20 protein-coding genes are annotated in these 19,627 nt (G+C 61.4%); 14 read left to right on the plus strand and 6 right to left on the minus strand.

All coding sequences use genetic code 11. From position 1 onward, the window contains the following. Positions 1-398 precede the first annotated feature (398 nt). The 6 genes from GY725_02445 to GY725_02470 all read left to right on the plus strand — a co-directional run bounded on the left by GY725_02445 (position 399) and on the right by GY725_02470 (position 6,159). Positions 399-1,037: an HAD hydrolase-like protein gene (locus GY725_02445; protein MCP4003034.1), complete on the plus strand. Its 639-nt coding sequence runs from the start codon at positions 399-401 to the stop codon at positions 1,035-1,037. Between the two features lie 108 nt (positions 1,038-1,145). Further along, positions 1,146-3,395 carry a DUF3604 domain-containing protein gene (locus GY725_02450; protein MCP4003035.1) on the plus strand — a complete coding sequence of 750 codons (2,250 nt, stop codon included), beginning with the start codon at positions 1,146-1,148 and terminating at the stop codon, positions 3,393-3,395. Continuing rightward, positions 3,392-5,275, plus strand: coding sequence for an aldehyde ferredoxin oxidoreductase family protein (locus GY725_02455; GenBank protein MCP4003036.1), 1,884 nt, complete (start codon positions 3,392-3,394; stop codon positions 5,273-5,275). Before GY725_02450 ends, GY725_02455 begins: the two co-directional genes overlap by 4 nt. A 53-nt stretch (positions 5,276-5,328) precedes the next feature. Continuing rightward, positions 5,329-5,592, plus strand: coding sequence for a MoaD/ThiS family protein (locus GY725_02460; protein ID MCP4003037.1), 264 nt, complete (start codon positions 5,329-5,331; stop codon positions 5,590-5,592). Then, positions 5,589-5,978, plus strand: a complete 390-nt coding sequence (locus GY725_02465; GenBank protein ID MCP4003038.1) for a hypothetical protein — start codon at positions 5,589-5,591, stop codon at positions 5,976-5,978. Before GY725_02460 ends, GY725_02465 begins: the two co-directional genes overlap by 4 nt. Positions 5,979-5,982: 4 nt before the next feature. Beyond that, a complete protein-coding gene (locus GY725_02470; GenBank protein MCP4003039.1) occupies positions 5,983-6,159 on the plus strand; it encodes a hypothetical protein in 177 nt (58 codons plus the stop codon). 15 nt (positions 6,160-6,174) lie between these two features. Here the strand turns inward: GY725_02470 and GY725_02475 are convergent, their stop codons facing one another. From GY725_02475 to GY725_02485, 3 genes are all read right to left on the minus strand, one after another. Beyond that, on the minus strand, positions 6,175-7,122 hold the full coding sequence (locus tag GY725_02475; GenBank protein MCP4003040.1) for an alpha/beta hydrolase: 948 nt from the start codon (positions 7,120-7,122) through the stop codon (positions 6,175-6,177). 19 nt (positions 7,123-7,141) lie between these two features. Beyond that, entirely contained in the window at positions 7,142-9,013 is a 1,872-nt protein-coding gene (ilvD, locus tag GY725_02480) for a dihydroxy-acid dehydratase (GenBank protein MCP4003041.1), read from the minus strand. 66 nt (positions 9,014-9,079) lie between these two features. Further along, positions 9,080-9,940, minus strand: coding sequence for an MOSC domain-containing protein (locus GY725_02485; GenBank protein MCP4003042.1), 861 nt, complete (start codon positions 9,938-9,940; stop codon positions 9,080-9,082). Between the two features lie 41 nt (positions 9,941-9,981). On the opposite strand from GY725_02485, the gene GY725_02490 reads away from it, so the two are divergent. Beyond that, the gene (locus GY725_02490; GenBank protein MCP4003043.1) at positions 9,982-10,383 is read left to right on the plus strand and encodes a RidA family protein; all 402 of its coding nucleotides are present in this window, start codon (positions 9,982-9,984) and stop codon (positions 10,381-10,383) included. A gap of 82 nt (positions 10,384-10,465) precedes the next feature. Here the strand turns inward: GY725_02490 and GY725_02495 are convergent, their stop codons facing one another. After that, the gene (locus GY725_02495) at positions 10,466-11,524 is read right to left on the minus strand and encodes an alpha/beta hydrolase (protein ID MCP4003044.1); all 1,059 of its coding nucleotides are present in this window, start codon (positions 11,522-11,524) and stop codon (positions 10,466-10,468) included. A 103-nt stretch (positions 11,525-11,627) separates the two neighbouring features. On the opposite strand from GY725_02495, the gene GY725_02500 reads away from it, so the two are divergent. From GY725_02500 to GY725_02520, 5 genes are all read left to right on the plus strand, one after another. Next, complete coding sequence (locus GY725_02500; GenBank protein MCP4003045.1) at positions 11,628-12,566, plus strand: MaoC family dehydratase; 939 nt, start codon at positions 11,628-11,630, stop codon at positions 12,564-12,566. After that, a complete protein-coding gene (locus GY725_02505) occupies positions 12,563-14,992 on the plus strand; it encodes a CoA transferase (GenBank protein MCP4003046.1) in 2,430 nt (809 codons plus the stop codon). Before GY725_02500 ends, GY725_02505 begins: the two co-directional genes overlap by 4 nt. A 79-nt stretch (positions 14,993-15,071) precedes the next feature. Then, complete coding sequence (locus tag GY725_02510) at positions 15,072-15,791, plus strand: hypothetical protein (protein ID MCP4003047.1); 720 nt, start codon at positions 15,072-15,074, stop codon at positions 15,789-15,791. Between the two features lie 50 nt (positions 15,792-15,841). Continuing rightward, positions 15,842-16,807 (plus strand): diguanylate cyclase, encoded by a 966-nt coding sequence (locus GY725_02515; GenBank protein ID MCP4003048.1) that lies wholly within the window; start codon positions 15,842-15,844, stop codon positions 16,805-16,807. A 60-nt stretch (positions 16,808-16,867) separates the two neighbouring features. Beyond that, positions 16,868-17,314: a hypothetical protein gene (locus GY725_02520; GenBank protein ID MCP4003049.1), complete on the plus strand. Its 447-nt coding sequence runs from the start codon at positions 16,868-16,870 to the stop codon at positions 17,312-17,314. Positions 17,315-17,429: 115 nt separating this feature from the next. Here the strand turns inward: GY725_02520 and GY725_02525 are convergent, their stop codons facing one another. Together GY725_02525 and GY725_02530 are read right to left on the minus strand one after the other, a co-directional pair. Continuing rightward, on the minus strand, positions 17,430-17,768 hold the full coding sequence (locus GY725_02525) for a pentapeptide repeat-containing protein (GenBank protein ID MCP4003050.1): 339 nt from the start codon (positions 17,766-17,768) through the stop codon (positions 17,430-17,432). 235 nt (positions 17,769-18,003) lie between these two features. Continuing rightward, a complete protein-coding gene (locus tag GY725_02530) occupies positions 18,004-18,501 on the minus strand; it encodes a response regulator (GenBank protein ID MCP4003051.1) in 498 nt (165 codons plus the stop codon). A gap of 124 nt (positions 18,502-18,625) precedes the next feature. Between GY725_02530 and GY725_02535 the strand changes: the two genes are divergently transcribed. Continuing rightward, complete coding sequence (locus GY725_02535; GenBank protein ID MCP4003052.1) at positions 18,626-18,976, plus strand: PaaI family thioesterase; 351 nt, start codon at positions 18,626-18,628, stop codon at positions 18,974-18,976. A 30-nt stretch (positions 18,977-19,006) separates the two neighbouring features. Continuing rightward, complete coding sequence (locus tag GY725_02540; GenBank protein MCP4003053.1) at positions 19,007-19,546, plus strand: cupin domain-containing protein; 540 nt, start codon at positions 19,007-19,009, stop codon at positions 19,544-19,546. Positions 19,547-19,627: the final 81 nt, after the last annotated feature.

A 19,627-nucleotide genomic window follows, 5' to 3' on the forward strand; every position in this document is an offset into this window, starting at 1 on the left:
CAACAACCGCCGGCTGCTCGAGCCGATCGGAAATATCCCTCCAGCCGAACTCGAACAGGTTTACTATGAGAAGCAAGAAAGTCTGGCCACGGTGGCTGGACTCAACTAAACGAGTCTCCGGAGAAACCGGGGCGGTTCAGGACGTCCCTTGACACCTCCGCTTTCATCGGGCGTTGGTGGTTTGTGCGTCGCAACTCCTTGTTTCCGGCTTGCCATTCGGTCCACTGGTTCCAGGCTCTGCTTGGAGTCTGCGCCAACGGCATGCGTCGGATGTTGAAGGGCATCGTTCAAAATTCCGCTGTACCGTCTGGCACCGGATTTTTCAGGTCCAGCGCACTCGGCGGCGCCCTTCAGCGCCGCTGATGCCTGGTCCGCTATATGCCAAGGAGAGAAGCGGTTTGCACCACGTGATGTTTGACGTTGACGGCACGCTAGTAATGTCAGACGAGTTTGATGGCAATTGTTATCTTGAAGCCGTGTATGAGGTTCTAGGCCATAGTCTGGATCCCGAATGGACGAAGTACGCCTATGTTAGTGATGCGGGCATCCTGGATCAGCACATAAACGAAAATGGACTTCATGCTAAGAGAGAAGAAATCCATGCTGATGTCAAAGGGACATTCGCTGATAAGGTGGCTAACCACTTGAAGGGCAACCCAGTGCAGCAGGTTCCAGGTGCTTCTGAATTCTTGTCTGCGCTACGTCGAATAGAAGATCTAGGATTATCAATTGCAACCGGTGGGTGGCACGAGACTGCTCTAATGAAACTGGAATCAGCGGGTATTGACGTCGCAGATATCCCAATTGCATCTTCAAGTAACCATTTCTCGAGAATTGAGATAATGAAAATCGCAGAAGAGAAGGCCATCGGGAAGAATCGAGTTCCTTGCACCTATTTCGGAGATGGGGAATGGGATAAGAAGGCTTGTGAGGAACTGGGCTTCAACTTTGTGTTAGTTGGTGAAAAGACATACCATCATCAACGAATCCTGGACTTCAAAAATGCAAGTCAGGCAATGGCGTTCATTGGCTTATAGGGCTGCAGCCGTGGAAGCGGGTTCGGTTTCGGCAAACGGAGACGCATTTCCCCCGGCTCGGTAGAATGAGTGAACGATGGCGCGACCATCGACTCAGTGGGGGTAGAAATGTCGGATTCTCGCCTTTCTCTCGCGTGGATTCGTGCGAAACAGCGCTCTTATTGCATCGCACTCCTGGTGGGATCGATGCTCGCGTGTGGCGGGGGGGACAGGCCCGACGGTTTGATCGAAGGGCCTGGCCGGTCGAAGGAGTCGCTTTCCGCCGCCGCGCAACGACAGAGCGATGCTCGACGCGAGATCGCGGGACAAACGGGCACGGTGGCTGACTCGAAGACGATTCTCTTCGGCGATCTGCACGTGCATACCACCTATTCCTTCGATGCCTTTCTCTATTCGCTTCCAGTCGTCAACGGAGAAGGTGCCCATCCCCCGGCGGATGCATGTGATTTTGCCCGGCACTGTGCTGCGCTCGATTTCTACGCCCTGACGGACCACGCGGAAAATCTCACGTCCAAACACTGGCAGGACGTGAAGGAGAGTATCCGGCAGTGCAACGCCCGTGCGGGTGACCCGGCCGATCCCGACCTCGCCGCGTTTACGGGCTTCGAGTGGACACAGGTAGGACTCACGCCCGAGGAGCACTGGGGGCACAAGAATGTGCTGTTCCCGGGAACTGCCGAGAACGAGCTTCCGGCGCGTCCGATCGGCTCGGTTGAAGGTGAAGGCGGTCTGGTCTCTGGTTTCGAATCGGCCCGTACGGTGCGCTGGCTGGACCCGGGCGGTTGGGGTGAGTACAGCGACTTCGTCTGGTTGCTCGACAAGCTGGCGCAGATGCCCCAGTGCGAGGCGGGGGTCGATACTCGTTCGCTTCCCGCGGACTGTCGGGAGGCGGCGCTGGAACCGGGTCTGTTGTTCGCGAAACTCCGGCAGTGGGGCTTCGACACGCTGGTGATCCCACACGGGACAACGTGGGGAGCCTATACGCCTCCGGGAACTTCCTTCGACAAACAACTCACCCTGAAGCGTCACGACCCGGAGTTGCAGACACTTGTCGAGGTGATGTCGGGTCACGGAAATTCCGAGGAGTATCGCGACTGGCGGGAATACGAGGTAGACGGGCAGGGCAACCCCGTCTGTCCGGCTCCAACGCCCGACTATCTCCCGTGTTGCAGGCGGGCTGGAGAGATCATGAGGGAGCGTTGTGGGGATCTCCCAGAACAGGAGTGTCAGGTGCGGATCGAACAGGCGCGACGCCTCGTGCTCGACGCCAATGTCTCGCCTCACATGGTCTTCCCCGATACCCGGGCCGAGGAATGGCTCGACTGCGGGCAGTGTCGCGATTGCTTCAAGCCTGCGTTTTCGCAACGCCCCCGCGAATCCGTGCAGTACATGATGTCGCTCTCCAACCCGAAGGAGAAGAACGCGAGCGGAGATCCTCTGCGCTTTCGCTTCGGCTTCATCTCGTCGAGCGACAACCACGCGGCGCGCCCCGGAACCGGTTACAAACAGTTCCAGCGCCGCAATATGACCGAGGCGACAGGCGTGCGTTCGGAATTCTACGAGAGTCTCGCCCGCACTCAGGTCGAAGCCGATCCGCAGGTTCCCCAACCGGTAGAGATACGTCCCGGAATGACCCACCGGGATACCGAACGAGTGGCGAGCTTCTACTATCCGGGCGGACTCGTAGCTGCGCATAGCAGCGGGAGGAATCGCGAGGCGATCTGGTCTGCGTTGAAGCGACGCGAAGTGTATGGAACCAGTGGCCCGCGCATTCTTCTCTGGTTCGATCTGCTCAATGCCCCCGGGGGCCGGGCGTCGATGGGAAGTGCCCATTCATTTGAGGGAATTCCACGCTTCGAGGTGCGAGCCATCGGCTCGCTCGAGCAGAAACCCGGTTGTCCCAGCGAAAGTCTCGAAGCGCTCACGCCCGAGCGCCTCGAAAACCTGTGCCGCGGCGATTGCTACAACCCGAGCGACAGTCGCATACCGATCACGGCCATCGAGATCGTCCGCATCCGCCCCCAGCAGCGTCAGGGAGAGAACCCCGGCGATCTCATCGAGGACCCGTGGAAACGAATCGAGTGCGATCCGGACCCGCGGGGCTGCGTCGCGTCTTTCGAGGATCCCGAGTACCCGGCCTCTCGGCGAGATGTTCTGTACTACGCCCGTGCGATCCAGAAGGCGACCCCGGCCATCAATGCTGCGAGCTTGCGCACGGAATTCGACGCCGAAGGGAAGGCGATCCGCACCTCGCCCTGTTACGGTGACTATCGCACGCCCTTCGACGACGACTGCCTGGCGCCCGTCTCGGAGCGTGCCTGGTCTTCCCCCATCTTTCTGGACAGGAGAGTCCAATGATCAAAGGTTACGCGGGCCGAATCCTCGAAATCGATCTGGCGACGCAGAAGTACAGCTTTGAGCCGCTGGATGAAGAGATCGCGAAGCTCTATATCGGCGGCAAGGGCTATGGAACACGCCTGCTCTACGATCGCACGGAAGCGGGTGTCGATCCGCTCGGTCCCGACAACCCGTTGATCTTCGCCACCGGTCCGCTCAACGGTTCGGTGGCGCCGCAGAGCAATCGCTTTGCGGTCGTCTGCAAGAGTCCGCTTACCGGCGGGATCGGCAACGCGACTTGTGGTGGGAATTACGCCTACGGCATGAAGCGAGCCGGAGTCGATCTGATCGTCGTCAGCCATTGCTCCGAGCGACCCGTTCGCATCGAGGTCGACGGTGATCGCGACGAAGTCCTGTTCATCGATGCTTCGGACCTCTGGGGCAAGGGAACGTACGAAACCCAGGAGATCCTCGGCAAGAAGCACTCTCATGCCGTCATCGGACAGGCCGGAGAGAACCAGGTGCTCTATGCGGGCATCGTTTCGAACGAACGGATCGCGGGCCGCACCGGCGTCGGTGCCGTGATGGGTTCGAAGCGCCTCAAGGCGATCAGCGTCACGGGCTCGCGCAAGCTCGAAATGGACGATCCGGAGACTTTCAAGAGCTATACGAAGGAGGTTCGCGAAATCTTCAAGGATCATCCGGTGCTCGGAAGTTCGCTCAAACGCTTCGGCACTGCGGCGATCGTCAATACGTCCAATGGTCGGGGCATCCTGCCCACCCGGAACTTTCAGCGCGGTCACTTCGATCAGGCGATGAAGATCTCCGGCGAATACATGGAAGACCACGCGCTCGTCGGCGTGAAGACCAGTTGTCAGCACTGCCCGGTGACCTGCGGTCGCGACGTGGAATTGAGGGGCAAGGGCCGGGTCAAGGGGCCCGAGTACGAAACCCTGGCACTGATGGGCAGCAATCTGGAAATCGGCGATCTGGAGAAGGTCTCCGAGTGGAATTATCTCGCGGACGACTTCGGAATGGACACCATCAGCCTGGGCGGGAGCTTGAGTTTCGCCATGGAACTGCAGGAACGCGGAGTGCACGATTCCGGCATCCGCTTCGGCGATCCCGAGGGCATCAGCGAATTGATTGGCGACATCGCGCACCGCAGGGGCGCGGGTGACGAAATCGCCAACGGTTCGCGCAAGATGAGTCAGAAATTCGGCGGGCACGAATACGCCATGCACGTGAAGGGACTGGAACTCTCGGCGTACGATCCGCGCGGATCGTTTGCCCAGGGGGTCGAGTACGCCACCACCAATCGCGGCGGTTGCCACGTTCAGGGTGGAAGCATGTACATGGAATCGGTCGGCCCGCTCACGATCAATCCGCAGAACCACAAACTAAAGGCGGATATTCCGGTGCTCATGCAGAACAGCGCCTGCGCGATCAACTCGATGGTGCTCTGTTTCTTCACCGCCTACGGCATGGTTCCCGCGTCCATACACAATATGGATCCGAAGTCGCTGACCTACCGCACGATCTCGAAGATCTTCGAAAACTCGGGTCCGATGATGCGCCTGGGCATGGGGATGAAGGGCAAGCCCATGATGTGGTACGAAAAGTGGCTGACCTACGTTACCGGGCAGACTTTTTCATCCGGGCATCTCCAGGAGATCGGCGGTCGCATCTTCAATCTCGAGCGTATGTACAATCTGCGAGAGGGGTTGACGGGCAAGGACGACACGCTGCCTCCGCGCATGCTCAATGAGTCCATTTTCGAAAACATGGACGGGGGCCATCCGCTGGGTGATTTCCTGCCCCGGTACTACAAGCTTCGCGGCTGGGATGCCGACGGTGTTCCGCTGCGGGCGACACTGGATCGGTTGCAGGTTCGAGTCTGAAACGGCTGTGAGTCGGGCCGCCGCGTAGCTTCGAATCACACGAGGAACGAGCAATGAGCATCCGAGTCGAATTGACCTACGACATGAGCAAGGCGCTGGGCCGGGACTGCCTCGAGATTGAATCCGCACAGACGGTCGAAGATGCGGTGGCGCAGACGCGCGCGCGCTTCGGGGATGGTGGGGAGCAGTTCGCCAAGCTGGTGCGTGTTGCTGCGGTGTCCGTCAACGGCATCCTGACGACCCACCGCAAAGGCATGAAGACGAAGCTCAGCGATGGCGATCGCGTGGGTTTCGTGAAAGCGGCGGCGGGAGGATGAGCGAAGCGATGTCCTACGATCCATTTATCCGGGGTAGCTCGCCCGTCGGTGTTCGCACTTTCGAGTGGACCGACGCCACGCGCGAACGGACGCTGCCCGTCGAAGTCTGGTACCCGGCCACCTCTGCGCACGCCGGACAGGATCTCGATCCCGAACACCGGGACAGCTTCCAGACCCTGCCGATCGCACCGCCCGCGAAACAGGCGGCGGTGCGCGATGCGGCGACGGCGGACGGTGTGTTTCCGCTGGTGATCTTCTCGCACGGCTTCGGAGGAGAGCGAAGGCAGACGACGCATCTGTGCACACATCTCGCGAGCCACGCAGATGGGGCCGATGTTAGGTGCTGGGGCTCCGGCTGGGTCTCCAGATGTACAGGTCATCTTTGACGCGATGAAGTCGAGCAGTGAGCTCTGCCCCGCCGATCACGCCTACGCCTGGATTCAGGGGCTGGGCCTGGCGCATATGGATGCCCATGTGCGCGGGCAACCCGCGGCGGCGAAGCTGATGTCGAGTGATCTGGTCGCGCTTCTGGCCGAGCGAGGCATCGAGGTCGCTCAAATCGATTGACGGCCGGAACAAGGCTCAGTCCGACGCTGAATCTTTCCCGCCAGAAAAGCTGAGGATATGCTGCGCGAGCAGCTCTGCGTGGGTGACCGGAAGCATATGGCTCCCGCCGCTGACCCGCAGAATTTTGGATTCGGGTTGTGTGCGACGGTAAAGGTCTTCGCCGACGGACAACGGCAATGAGCGGTCTTCGCTGCCGTGGATGACCAGGACCGGACGGCCGATCTTTTCCGGTTCCAGGGCAACCGTCGGCCATTGCTGGCTTTCGAGTCGCATCGCACGTCGCGTGCCTGTACGTGCCAGATTTGCTCGGGTCTGGGGAACCCACCAGTCTGGCATCGCTTGTTCGCTGAAGGCCTCGCGACTGAGGGCGGTCGTGGTGGCCGCCGAAATCGGAGGAACGCGCCCGACCCATGCCAGTACGGGCGCCGAGAAGATCAGGTTTTCGATCCAGTTGCCGCCTTCGAATTCCACCGCGGGCCCGACGCTCGCCAGGAGCACGACGCGCGCGATGCGCGATGAATCCGCGATGCTGGCCAGAGTTGCGACCCCGCCCCCGTACGACCAGCCCACCAGTGTGGCGTTTCGAAGCTCGAGCGCTTCGAGCAACTGGAGCAACTCAGAGGCATTGGCCTCCATCGAGTGCGCCTCGTTCTCGCCTCGAGCGTCGGAATGCCCGTAGCCCTTTCGGTCGTACGCGATCACGCGTCCCCCACCGGCCGCCAGGGTTTCCGGTAACGGTCTCCAGTCATAGCCAGACCCCGGAAGCCCGTGGATCAATACGATCGGGTGAGCGGCTGCGTTTCCGCTCTCGAGTACGTTGAGCCGCGTGCCGTCGCGGAGTTCTAGCGATCGCCCGGCCTTCGGAAGCTCCGGGCGCTCGATGCCGACCAGGCTGTAACAGGCGGGCGGACCGACCACCCCGATCAGCAGTGTCAAGACGAAGAAAATCAAGAGTTTGCGCATTTGGGAACCCGCTCCCTTGTTATTTCAGTTGGTCGGGATCGCGTACTGCTCCGCGAGAGGCACTCGTGGTCATCAATGCGTAGGCCTGCAACGCCTTCGAAACTCTGCGTTCGCGCTTTTCTTCCGGTTGCCACGCGCTCTGGCCTCGCTCTTCCATGGCCGTGCGTCGGGTTTCGAGTTCTGCTGCTTCGACGGCGAACTCGATCTTTCGATTGGAAATATCGATACGGATCAGATCGCCGTTCTGGACCAGGCCAATCGCGCCGCCTTCGGCGGCTTCGGGAGATACATGCCCGATCGACAATCCGGCCGATCCACCGCTGAATCGTCCGTCGGTGACCAGCGCGCAGCTCATCTCGAGTTTCTTCGACTTGAGATAGGAGGTCGGGTAGAGCATTTCCTGCATGCCGGGTCCTCCCTTCGGTCCCTCGTAGCGGATGACCAGGACATCGCCGCTCTGGACCTCGTCCTGGATGATCCCCTTGCACGCGGCATCCTGTGACTCGTAGATGCGAGCCGGACCTTCGAAGACCCGAAGGCTCTCGGGTACACCCGCTGATTTCACGATGCACCCGTCTTCGGCGATGTTTCCGCGCAGTACCGCGAGTCCGCCGTCTGAACTATAGGCGTGGTCGCTTTCGCGGATGCAACCTTGTTCAGCGTCGTAGTCGACGGATTCGTAGTACTTGTCCTGCGAGAAGGCGACCGTCGTCCGCACACCGCCCGGTGCGGCCAGAGCGTAGGTTTGAGCCCTGGGGTCCGCGGTTTCAGAGCGAACATCGTTGCTGGCGATGGCTTCGCCGAGAGTTCCGCCCTCGACGGTTCCGACGTCTGCGTGTATTCGCCCGGCGCGCTGCAGAGCGCCGAGGATGGTGAAGACTCCACCCGCCCGACCGACGTCCTCGAGGTGGTAGTTCGACGAAGGCGCGACCTTGCACAGAGTCGGGGTCAGGCGCGAGATCCTCTCGATGTCATTGATCGTGAAGTCCACCTGCGCCTCGTGGGCGATGGCCAGAAGATGGAGCACGGTATTGGTCGAGCCCCCCATCGCGATATCGACGCTCATGGCGTTTTCGAAGGCGTCGAAGCTCGCAATGCTCCGCGGCCGTACACTGGAGTCATCTTGCTCGTAGCAGGCGCGGGCCAACTCGACGATGCGCGCTCCCGCGCGTTCGAAGAGTTCCCAGCGCAAGACGTGGGTGGCCAGCAGGGTGCCATTGCCCGGCAATGCCAGGCCCAGGGCTTCGGCCAGGCAGTTCATGCTATTGGCGGTGAACATCCCCGAGCAGGAACCGCAGGTCGGACACGAAGAACGTTCGATGATCTCCAGGGTCTCGTCGTCGACGTCCGGGTTCTGGGACTGGATCACGGTATCGATCAGGTCGAGGGCTTCGGGCAGTGGGTTGCCGAGGCGGTCCGTGGTTCCCACCGCCTTGCCGGCTTCCATGGGTCCGCCCGAAACGAAGATCGTGGGAATATCGAGGCGCATGGCCGCCATCAACATTCCCGGAGTGATCTTGTCGCAGTTCGAAACGCACACGAGGGCATCGGCCATGTGGGCATTCACCATGTACTCGACGCTATCGGCGATCAGGTCGCGACTGGGCAGCGAGTAGAGCATCCCGTCGTGGCCCATCGCGATTCCGTCGTCGATGGCGATGGTGTTGAACTCGACTCCGTAGCCTCCGGCCTCGTCGATGATCGTCTTGAGTCGTTGCCCCACGTCCCAGAGGTGGACGTGTCCGGGCACGAACTGGGTGAAGCTATTGGCGATGGCGATGATGGGCTTGTTGAAGTCCTCATCGGTCATTCCGGTGGCGCGCCATAGCGAGCGCGCGCCCGCCATGTTTCGGCCCCGGGTCGTCGTGTGGCTGCGGTATCCCTTGCTCATGTTCGGGAGTGTAGCCGACTATCCGTTTGCGGCTGTGCTAGCGGGCGGGCGGCTTGCCGAGGTCGCTCAGATCAGCTCGACCGGGTCGCCGATGGCGATCCGACCGGGCGTGCATACCGACGCATAGGCGCCCAGGTTCTGGGCCAGATCGCGCACGATCGCGCGCATCAAACCAGGGTCCGCCGGGAGTTGGCGCTGGGCCCGACCCGGGATGGCGCAACGGACGGTCGGAATCTCGACCTGTAGCTCCGCCTGCCCGATGCGCAGTCTTCGCTCATTCCAGTCGGCCTCGACGGGCCCGATGGCCTCACCCTCGCTCTCGATCAACAGATTGGGTCGAAAGCGCGCGGGGTGCGCGTCCGTGCCCGGATGCAACTCCTCGAGTCGGCGCAGAGAAGCCGTCGTCAGCAGGTGCAGCGGAAAGGAGTCGAAGTAGGTGCCGGGCGGACAGGCGAAGAACGCGAGATCGCGTCGGAAGCCGGAAAAATCGGGCAGGGGTTCACCGGGCTGACGGTCCATCACCTGTCGAAGTTCGGTCTCCATATCGGGGGCATCCGGCTTGCCGCGCCGGTAGTGGTCGAGGTCTTCCGCTGGTTTGCGAGGCCAGAGTGTGACGGGTCGCCCCAGCAGGGCCGAGAGGCGTTCGCCCGCATCTGAGGCGTCGCTGCGCAGTTCCGTGCCGTCGGGCAGGACGATCTCGGCCGGTGGAACTTCATCGCCCTCGGGTTCTTTGGTGTAGCGCGCGCGACACAGAAGCAGTTCGGGGAATTTCCGCCCGTTGCGGATCTCGCCCGCGGTCTCGTCGCGCACGGCCCAGCCCCGGTCCCCGGGGAGCCCAAGGTCTCCGAGCAGGCACTCCTGCAGATCCTCTCCCTCCATCGATTTGACCGCGTACCGCCACAGGCCAGCCAACCGCCCTACGATCATCGTACAATCCCCGCGCAATTCATTTGTAAAGAGGAGAACCCATGAAGCGCAATCTGGTCAACCCGCCCGGAACCGAGGCCGTCTACAAGAGCTGGAAGTTTTCTCAGGCCGTGCGCGTCGGCGATACGATCTGGGTTTCCGGCCAGGTCGGTACCGGTCCCGAGGGAATCCCGGCGGAGATCGACAAGCAGGCGCGTCTGGCTTTCGAAAATCTGAAGGCAGTGCTCGCGGAAGCGGGCGCCAGCCTGGCCGATGTCGTGGAACTGGTCAGCTACCACACCGATATCAGCGAAGTGCCAGCCGTGGCCGCGGTCAAGGACGAGTTCATCCCGCAGGACTACCCGGCCTGGACGGTTCTGGGCGTCAGCGCTCTCATTCTTCCCGATCTGCGTCTGGAGATCAGAGCCACGGCCGTGTTGGGAAGCTCCGAAGTCGAGCGTTAGTTCAGCCGCCGTAGACCGCCAGGCCGAGGTACACGCCAATCTGCGTGCTGTCCAGCGGGGAGACGGTCCTGGTGTTCTGCGTTCAGGATCCGGGAGCCAGGGGGAGCAGGCGTTCGATCAGCTTCTGCTGGAATTCGGCAGGGGATTCGATCGGGACCATGTGCCCGGCTTCTTCGAACCAGACGATCTCGGTCGTGGAAGGGGCGAGGCGGGCCGCCCATTCTTCTACGAGCGGGAAGGGTGTGTTCCAGTCGTGGCGTCCCGTGAAGAAGAAGACCGGAACTTCGAACTGCGGAATCTGTGTGGGAAAATCGACTTCGTCCATGCCGCCCCAGAGGGCATCGAGGCTCGACATGAAGCACCCCAGCCATGACACGCGCGTGGACAGAGTGTATTCGCGTCCAAAGAGTGCGGACGGAAGTATGTTGAGCAACTGGTCGCTCGCGTAGATGCTGCCATCGTAGGCGTTGAGCCAGTTGCGCTGAACGACGAGTTCTTCGGACGTTCCATAGGGTGGAGAGACCGTGGCCAGCTCTTTCAAGGCTTCTTCGTCGCCGCGCCGACCGGCTTCTTCGACTACCCACTGATAGGAGAGTTCCTCGTTGCGCCGACCGTTGACCACCTGGCCGAGCCCCACGTACGCGTAATACAGATCGGGCCGTTTCTGGGCTGCCAGAGCTCCGATGATGCTTCCCCACGAATGGCCGAGCAGGAAGATCTTGCCCCCGGCGCCTTCGCGCCGCGAGAGGATCTCCGAAAGCTCGATCGTATCGCTCACGATCTGTTCGAGCGTCACGGTGTTCCAGTCGACCCCCTTACAGGAGGCCCCCGCTCCGCGTTGATCCCAGTGCACCACGACGAAGTGTTCTTCGAGTCGCTTCGAGTAGTAGGGTGCGACCGGCAGCATGGCCGCACCCGGACCCCCGTGCAGGTAGAGGAGGACGGGTTGGGTCGCGTCCTGACCGCGCAACAGAAGAGTCTGTTCAAGACCGCCGAGCAGCACGCGTTCGAGCGATGCGATCGAGTTTCTTCCGGGAATCGAGGCCGTGCCCGCGGGAACCAGCCACCAGCCTGCGAAAAACAAGCAGAGAATTCCGACTAGCCCTGCCAAAGTCATCAGTCCGCGGCGCAACCAGATCATTTGACAATAGTATGCCAGCTCAATCGAGATGGCTCGTGCAGTTTCAACAATGACGGCTCGATGTGGATAGACTGAGAAGACCATCCGTTGGGAAAGGGCGAGCATGTCTTCTGAACGCTTCCACCCACAGCCCCTGAAAACCTTTCGCGGTCCGTTGCCGAGTTCACTGACCGATGCTGCGGTCGAAGGTCAGGGCGAAGAGGGGCAGGCGATTGGGCTCTTGCGGGATGCGGGGAGTGTTCCCCCCGACGTGTTGATGGGCATGAGCTTGTTTCTGCTGGTCAATCAACCGCGCAGGCCGCGTGAAGACGGAAGCCGGCCCAAGGGTGCGGTTTCCGGTGGGGTCTGGGTGCGCGAACAGGTAACGATTCACCGACCGGTTCGGATCGGGCAGTCCCTGGTGATCGAAGGCGAGTCGGCGCGTCGTTTCAGTCGCCGGGGTCGCCGCTACGGTGTCACGATCGCGGAGACGCGTGACTTCGACGGCCGACTCCTGGTCTCCAACCGGACGACGGGTCTGCTGAGCTATCGCAAAGACGAAGCGCTACCCGACGGAGCCGAGGGAAGAACGGAGGACGATCTCGGTTTCGCCGGACCCGATGCCCGCCGGGCTGTGGCCAATCCCGAGATCGACAAACTCACACGACTTTCGCCGGGAGATCGATTCGAAGGCAAACGCTCTCTGGTGTCTCTGGAGATGATGCGCAAGCGCGATGCCGCACGAGACGAGAATCCGATCCACACCGATCCAGAGGTCGCAAAGCGCGAAGGGCTCGCCGCACCGATCGCGGGGGGATCTCATGTCGCGGCCTTTCTGACGGAGACGCTGATGCGAGCCTGGGGACCGGAAGTGCTCCTGCATGGCGCGCACTTCGACCTCAGGTGGAAGGCGCAGACCTTTGCGGATACACGGATTACTCCCGTCGCCATCGTGAAGCGGGCGACGCCGGAACTCGTCGAACTTTCGCTGAGTGTCGAGGGTGAAGATCGAACTGCGCTCGAAGGCGCGCTGTACATTCCTCTCGCCGAGTCGCGTGGGTGACCGTCACGGCGCTCACGGGAGTTCGAGTTCTGGACCTCGCGGATGAATCGGCCGCGTTCGCGACGCGTATCCTGGCGGATCTAGGTGCGGACGTCATCAAAGTGGAACCGCCCGGCGGAAGTCGCACGCGCAGCCGCGCGCCTTTTCTAGACGGTATTCCCGGCCCGGAGCGCAGCTTCTTTCATTTGTACCACGATGCGAACAAGCGCTCTGTCGTGATCGATCGCGCCAGTGATGCCGGCGAAGCCCAGTTTCGAAATCTCGTGTGTTCAGCTGATGTTCTCGTGGAGACGGCGGCGCCCGCGCAGCGGGACGAGTTGCGCCTCGAATCTGAGCGGCTTCGCTCCTGGAATCCCCGACTGATTCACGCTTCCGTTCCCGCTTTTGCATCGGACGGAGAGTGGGCCGACTGGCGTGGAAACGATCTGATTGCGGGTGCGGCCAGCGGACTGGTCTGGGTATCCGGTGACGTGCGATCCGCGCCGCTGCAGGGCTCGGCTCGACCTGCATACGCGATGGCCAGTCTGGCGGCTGCGACGGGGGTGATGGTGGCTCTCTCCAGTCGCGATCGATCTTCGAGTTGCGGAGCTCACTTCGAAGTTTCCTTGCAGGAGGCCGCCTGCATGGCCGCGATCCAGACGGCGACGCCAACCTTCTGGTCGTGGTTCGGTCGGGTTCCCGGACGTCCGGGGCTTTCCAATGCGCTGCGCTGCAAGGACGGCGGTTACGTAGGCGTGTTGATCCGGCCGGCGGGATTCGAACTCTTTCTCGACTGGGTCGAAGAAGCCGGCATCGAAACCACACTCACTCCAGAAGATGCCCACTATGCAGAGACCGGCGCGCCCAGGCGCGGCAATCCCGTTTCGGCTGCAACTCTGGAACTCGCCGCACGCTACGGGAGAGACGCATTCGCGGAGCGCGCAGGGCGTGCGCAGATCGTATGTCTGCCGATCCTCGATTTTCCGAGCATGGAGACGCATCCCCACTATCAGGCGAACGAACAGTTTCTCGAGGTCGAGCACGCTTCACTCGGCCGGACGCTCGGCTTTCCGCGCAGCCCGGTCGACGCAATGGAACAGGATGTAGACCTCGGCCGTGCACCCCTTCTCGACGAGCACGGCCCGGAGATCGCGAGGGAACTCGCCTCGCTCAAAACGGGGTCTGCCGAGCCGCAGCCTGAACCACCGCGGTCCGCTGAGCCGGGTCCGAGGTTTGATCCCCTGCGGGCCCTCGCCGGAGTTCGCGTCGTCGACTTCTGCTGGGTACTCGCAGGACCGATCGGAACTCGACTGCTCGCTAGTTTCGGCGCCGATGTGATTCGCGTCGAGTCGACTCGCCACGCCGATGGAATGCGGTTTTCGGCGGGGCCTGATGGGAAACCCGACGCCACTCTGGGCGGTCTGTTCAATACCGCCAATGCCGGGAAACGTTCACTCAGCATCGATCTGTCGACGGAGCGGGGTCGAGAAGTCGTGCGCCGTCTGGTGGCCGGGGCGGATGTCGTTACCAACAACTATCGGCCGGGCGCCCTCGAGCGCATGGGTTTCGGTTATGAGTCCCTGTGCCAGATTCGACCGGACATCATTCTCTTGAACCTTCCGGGTACGCACAAAGACGGACCGTGGCGCGATCGACCGACCATGGGAAACGTCGTGATGGCCGCTTCGGGGTTCAACACTCTCATGGGCTTTCCCGACGAACGGCCCCGCGGTATCGGCGTTGCGTATCCGGACTTCACTTCACCCTACCTATTGGCCACGACCGTGATGGCGGCCTTGCGTCAGCGCGAACGCACCGGAAAGGGTCAGGAACTCGATCTATCCCAGCTATCGGCGACCATCTCCTTGCTGGGTGCGGAGTGGATGCAGTACCGCGCCACCGGCGTCCAGCCACCACCCGCTGCCAATCGAGATGCGAACTACTGTCCCCATGGCGTGTATCCGACACGCGGGGAAGATGAGTGGTGTGCGGTTGCGATCGAGGACGATGCTGCCTGGACTCGACTCTGCACCCAGATGAACCGATCTGAACTGTCGACCGATCCCCGGTTTGCCACGCATTTTGCCCGCAAGGCCAACGAGGATGAACTCGATGAGATCGTCCGCCGTTTCAGCGAGGGCCTGGACCGCTGGGAACTCGCCGCGCGCCTGCAAGCCGACGGAATCGCCGCATCTCCTGTCGAGAATCTCCGCGATACCTTCGAGCGCGACCCGCAATTGCGCCCGCACTACCAGATCGTGCGACAACCCGTAGCGCCTGAACTCGACATCCCCATCGATCGCGATGCGATCCGTTTTGACGGTGTCGACCAGCGCTTGACTCGCGCGCCCATGCTGGGAGAGCACAACGAGGCGGTCTTGTGTGACCTTCTGGACATGAGCGACGAGGAGTACCAGCAGTTGCGGGTCGATGGGGTGCTCGTCTAGCCCGCGCGGAATGGACTTGCACGGGGGCGGTGAAAGCGAGATCCTTCCAACGCGAGAACGCGCACGCGAAGGAGGTTCCATGAGTCTTTTGGCACGAATTTCTACAGCCCGAGCGGCGATGAAGGAACTTGCGGAGGATCCGGAGAAGACCGAGAAGGTCTTCGTCATCGTCGAGGCCCTCTCTGGAAAGAACTCGCAACGCCTGTTGCGCAGTATCAGGCAGGATCCTGCGGGTATACGTCTGCTTCGCGAACGTCCCGTCTTCGATACTTCGACGTGCGATCTCGACGACCTGCTCGCGCTTCCGGCTGGAAGTTTTGGGCGTACCTTCGCAGAGTGGATGACGTTGAACGGATTCGAACCGGGATTGATGGAGAGGAAGTCATCCGCACCCGATCCCGAGGTCGCCTATCTTTCCCAACGACTCACTCAGGTACACGATTTCTGGCACGTGCTCACCGGCTACAATCGCGACCCGGTTGGCGAGCTCGGCGTTCTGGCTTTTGGCTGGGCGCAGATGCACAGCCTGGGCATCGGTTACCTGCTCGGGACGATTCTCATGCGCAGCACTCGCGCAACCTGGTCTGAGGGCAAGCTCGTGAGTCCACTTCTTCCCTTCATGTGGCGCGCCTATCGGGCCGGACGACGCGCACGCTTCCTGGCTCCACTGGTCCTGGAGGATCTGTTCGAGATGCCACTCGACGAAGCCCGGGGGCTGCTCGGAGTCGAACCGCTGCGGGAATCAATCTCGGCCGAAGCGCTACCGCCGATCGCGGCCCCGCTGGCTGCCGGAGCGTAGGGCCGGGGACGGTCTTCTTTGCGCGAGTATTGGATGTGTGAGATCCCGGAGTGAGTGAGCGTCCGCGAATCCTGTTCGTCGACGACGAATCTCATGTACTGGAAGGCTTGAAGCGAAATCTCCGCTCGCTGCGCGATGAGTGGGAAATGGAGTTCTTCGATGCGGCCCCCGACGCCCTGAGTCAGGTCGAAAGGGCCGGAGCCTGCGTCGTCGTGACCGACTGGATGATGCCCGGCATGGACGGTGTATCGCTCATCGAACGGCTGGTGGAGTACCGCCGCGAGAGCAATGAAAGCTGTTATGTGATCCTTCTGACCGGACGCAGCGATACCAGTTCCGTGGTCGAAGCGCTGGAAATTGGTGCGGACGACTACATTGCCAAGCCGTTTGAGCTGCGCGAAGTCATCGCCCGAATCCGAGTGGGGCTTCGCGTGGTTCAACTCGAACGGGCGCTAAGGGAAAAGAACGACCAGCTCCGACACCTGAGCCTCGTGGATCCCCTGACGGCTTTGTTCAATCGCCGTCGGGCGGATGAAGTCCTGGCGGCTGAGTACGAGCGGATGCAACGCGGCATCAGCCACTTTGGAATCGTGCTATTCGATCTGGATCACTTCAAATCGATCAACGATCGATTCGGACACGAAACCGGAGACCTCGTACTGAAGCAGGTCGCGGACTGCCTGAAAGCAGACGTCCGTCCCTATGACTCTGTCGTGCGCTGGGGCGGTGAAGAGATCCTCATCATCTGCCCGGAACTGATGGGAGAGAGGTTATTGCACGTTGCGGATCGGCACCGCCTGGCGATCGAGAACCTCTCGATCGCGACCGCACCTTCGTCGCAACACCCTTCCTCTCCGGTTCCCGTGACCGTGAGCGGTGGGTTTGCGGACACGCGCTTCTCTGGCGCGAATTCCGTCGAGGAACTCGTCGCACTCGCCGACGCCGCGCTCTACCGGGCCAAGGATTCCGGCCGCAATCGGGTGCTAGCCGCGCAGCTGGCCGAGGCCAGGCGCTAGCCTGCATTTCTTGCTCGGGCGATCAAGCGACGAAGCATTCCGCAACAATGGAGGAGTGAAATGGAGCCCGCCGAAAAACTGGCCATCTTTGCCGCGGGGATCTTCTTTCTCAACGCTCTTTTCTGCGGAGTGTGGAAGTACGCGCAGATCCGCAAGAGCGCCGACGGGCGAGCGCATCCCTATGTCGACACCGCTCACCGCGCATCTCTCCTCTACAGCTTTGCCTCGCTCTTACTCGCCCGCTTCGTGGAGGTTTCTGAATACTCCGCGACGCTCGAGTTGGTCGCTACGGGTTTCCCTCTGCTCTTCTTCGCACTGGCCATAGCGAACTACATGCTTCACGGAGCGTTGCGCGACACGGACAATGTCTTCGATTCCAGCCAGGTTCAGGCGGGGAAGGGCGCTTCCGAGTTCACCGTCATCGCCTTCATGTCGGCGCTGATCGTCGCCGAAATTGGCGGTTTCCTGGTTCTCTTCTGGGGGTTTGCGAGCGCGCAGCTCTTCTAGCTGGAGACCGCTGCTTTCGCTCTACCAGGTAAGTTCGCGCAGCATCCGATGGAGTTCTTCCTTCGGGTGTTTCCAGTTCTTCCGAAGTCAGCGCGACTTCTTTGCGGGAGGCTTCCTACGGGCTCGACGGTACGCGCAGGCGCGTACCGTACTGCATCGCCAGAAGGATCTCATCGGGGGGCAGACAGCGGGGAAAGCGCACACCACTGATCCGTGCGCCGTGAATGCTGGCACCATCGAGGTCGGCGTGAAACAGGTCGAGGCCCCGCATGTCTGCGTTGCGCATATAGGATCCGCGCAAGTTCGCATGCGAGAGATCTACCCCGCGCAGGTCGATGCTGCGGAGATCGACGTTCTCCAGATCCGGTTGCTCTTCTCCGGCGAGGCGGTTGAACTCGTCGATCTTGCCATCGACCAGGAGCAGGCGGGTTTCCGAGTTGGTGATCAGACTCATTTCAGGCTCCTCCCTCTTGGGATATCGGGCCTGGGCGGCCCACCCTTGAGACGGGCATCCCGAACCCGTGGTCCGAAGAATGGGTGGGGTGCGGATGGAGGCGGGACGGTTCAGGCTGGCTGGATGAAGTGCCCGAGCACTTCGCGAAGCTTCGCGGTATCGATCGGCTTCGAGAGGTAATGGTCCATGCCCGCGGCGAGGCAGTTTTCTCTATCTCCCTGCATGGCAGCTGCGGTCAAGGCAACGATCGGGATGTGAACTCCTGCCGGTCCTGTGACCGGATGAGCCTCGATGCTTTGAATCCGTCCAATTCCGGCATCTGGCAGTCCATCAATACAAGGTCGTGGGGAACGGATTTCACCGCCTTCACGGCTTCTCGGCCGCTGGATACCGCGTCGGTCTGGCAACCGAGGTTGGCCACGAGGGCGGTCGCTGCCTTCCGATTCACTCTGTCGCCATCCACGACCAACACTCGACCGTCGAAGCGGAGCGGGGCAGTGTCGCGGGAGCCCTTGACGGTCTGGGTGAAGTCCCGTTGTTCATCGCTCAACTCGGTCCCCATGAGCAGGTCCGTCATTCCGATCACGCCGTTCCTCGGTGTGCGATTTTCATGGCTCATACTCGCCAGGAACCCGCCCTTGGCCACGCTGCTGGCCTCCGCCTTCTTCAGGACTTCATCGAAGTACAGGGCGCGTCCTCGCAGAGCCGCAATTTCCTCCTGTCGTTCCTTCAATCATCCAGAGGAGCTCTGCAGATGGGAATCGTCCGGATCGTCCTTCCCGATGTCTCGTTCTTGGGCTCGGGTTAGAATCGCGGCTCGAGTTTCACGTCGATTCCACAACGCAGTGAGGGCTGATTTGGCTGTCTCGATTTTCAATCTCATGAATCCCGAGTTCCTGGCGAGTGAGCCGGACTGCAGCGAGATTCGTTTTACCATGCGACCGGACTTCATGATTCCCGCGGGTGTGGTTCAGGGTGGTATCGTCGCGACGATGCTCGACATGGCCATGGCGACAGCGGTCAACGGCGGGCTTTCCACGGCTTCGTTTCACTTCGAAATCATGCGACCCGTACGCGAGCGGGAAGTGACGGTGAAGGGTCGCATCGTGCGCAAGGGGCGCCGCATCATCTTTGCAGAGGCCGAGATGACCAATGATGAAGGTGCGTTACTGGCGCGAGGAACACAGACAGCGGTGCCTGTCGGTTGAACGCTCGGATTGACGAGAAGGGGGAATAAAGTGCCTGCACAGCCAACGCGACGGGTCGTCACAGGAAATGATGCAAATGGAAGATCCGTCTTCGTCCACGACGGCCCGACTCCGGGCCAACTCGATCTCGGACTCGCGATCGACGATGAAATCTGGATCGACGACCCCGCAAATCCCGATCCCCAGGCCAGGATCGATCCCGCACAGGCGCAGAAGTTTCGCCTTGAACCGCCGTCGGGCGGCTCGGTCGTGCGTGTCTTTACGTTTCTACCCGCCGGCCATGAACCCACGGATCGAGATGAATTCGCAGAACTCGTGGCGCGGGCGGCCGCGCGTTTCGATACCGGCGGGGTGATGGAAGAAGACAGCCCCGGGATGCACACCACGAAGACCATCGACTACGGCATCGTGCTGTCCGGTGAGGTTTTCCTGGAACTCGACGAAGGCGAAGCCCATCTCCGTGCGGGCGATGTGGTCGTGCAGCGCGGTACTCGCCACGCCTGGCACAATCGAGGCACGGAACCCTGTAGGATTGCGTTCATCCTGATCGGTAGTTCGAACTACCGCTGAACGACTCCCGGCCCGCTCCTCGCATTCTTGGAGCGGCCAGATCGAAAAACGCCTTCGAGTGGGGTGCCCGATCGGAGTTAA

Source organism: bacterium (genome assembly GCA_024226335.1).
Classification (GTDB): Bacteria; Myxococcota_A; UBA9160; order SZUA-336; family SZUA-336; genus JAAELY01.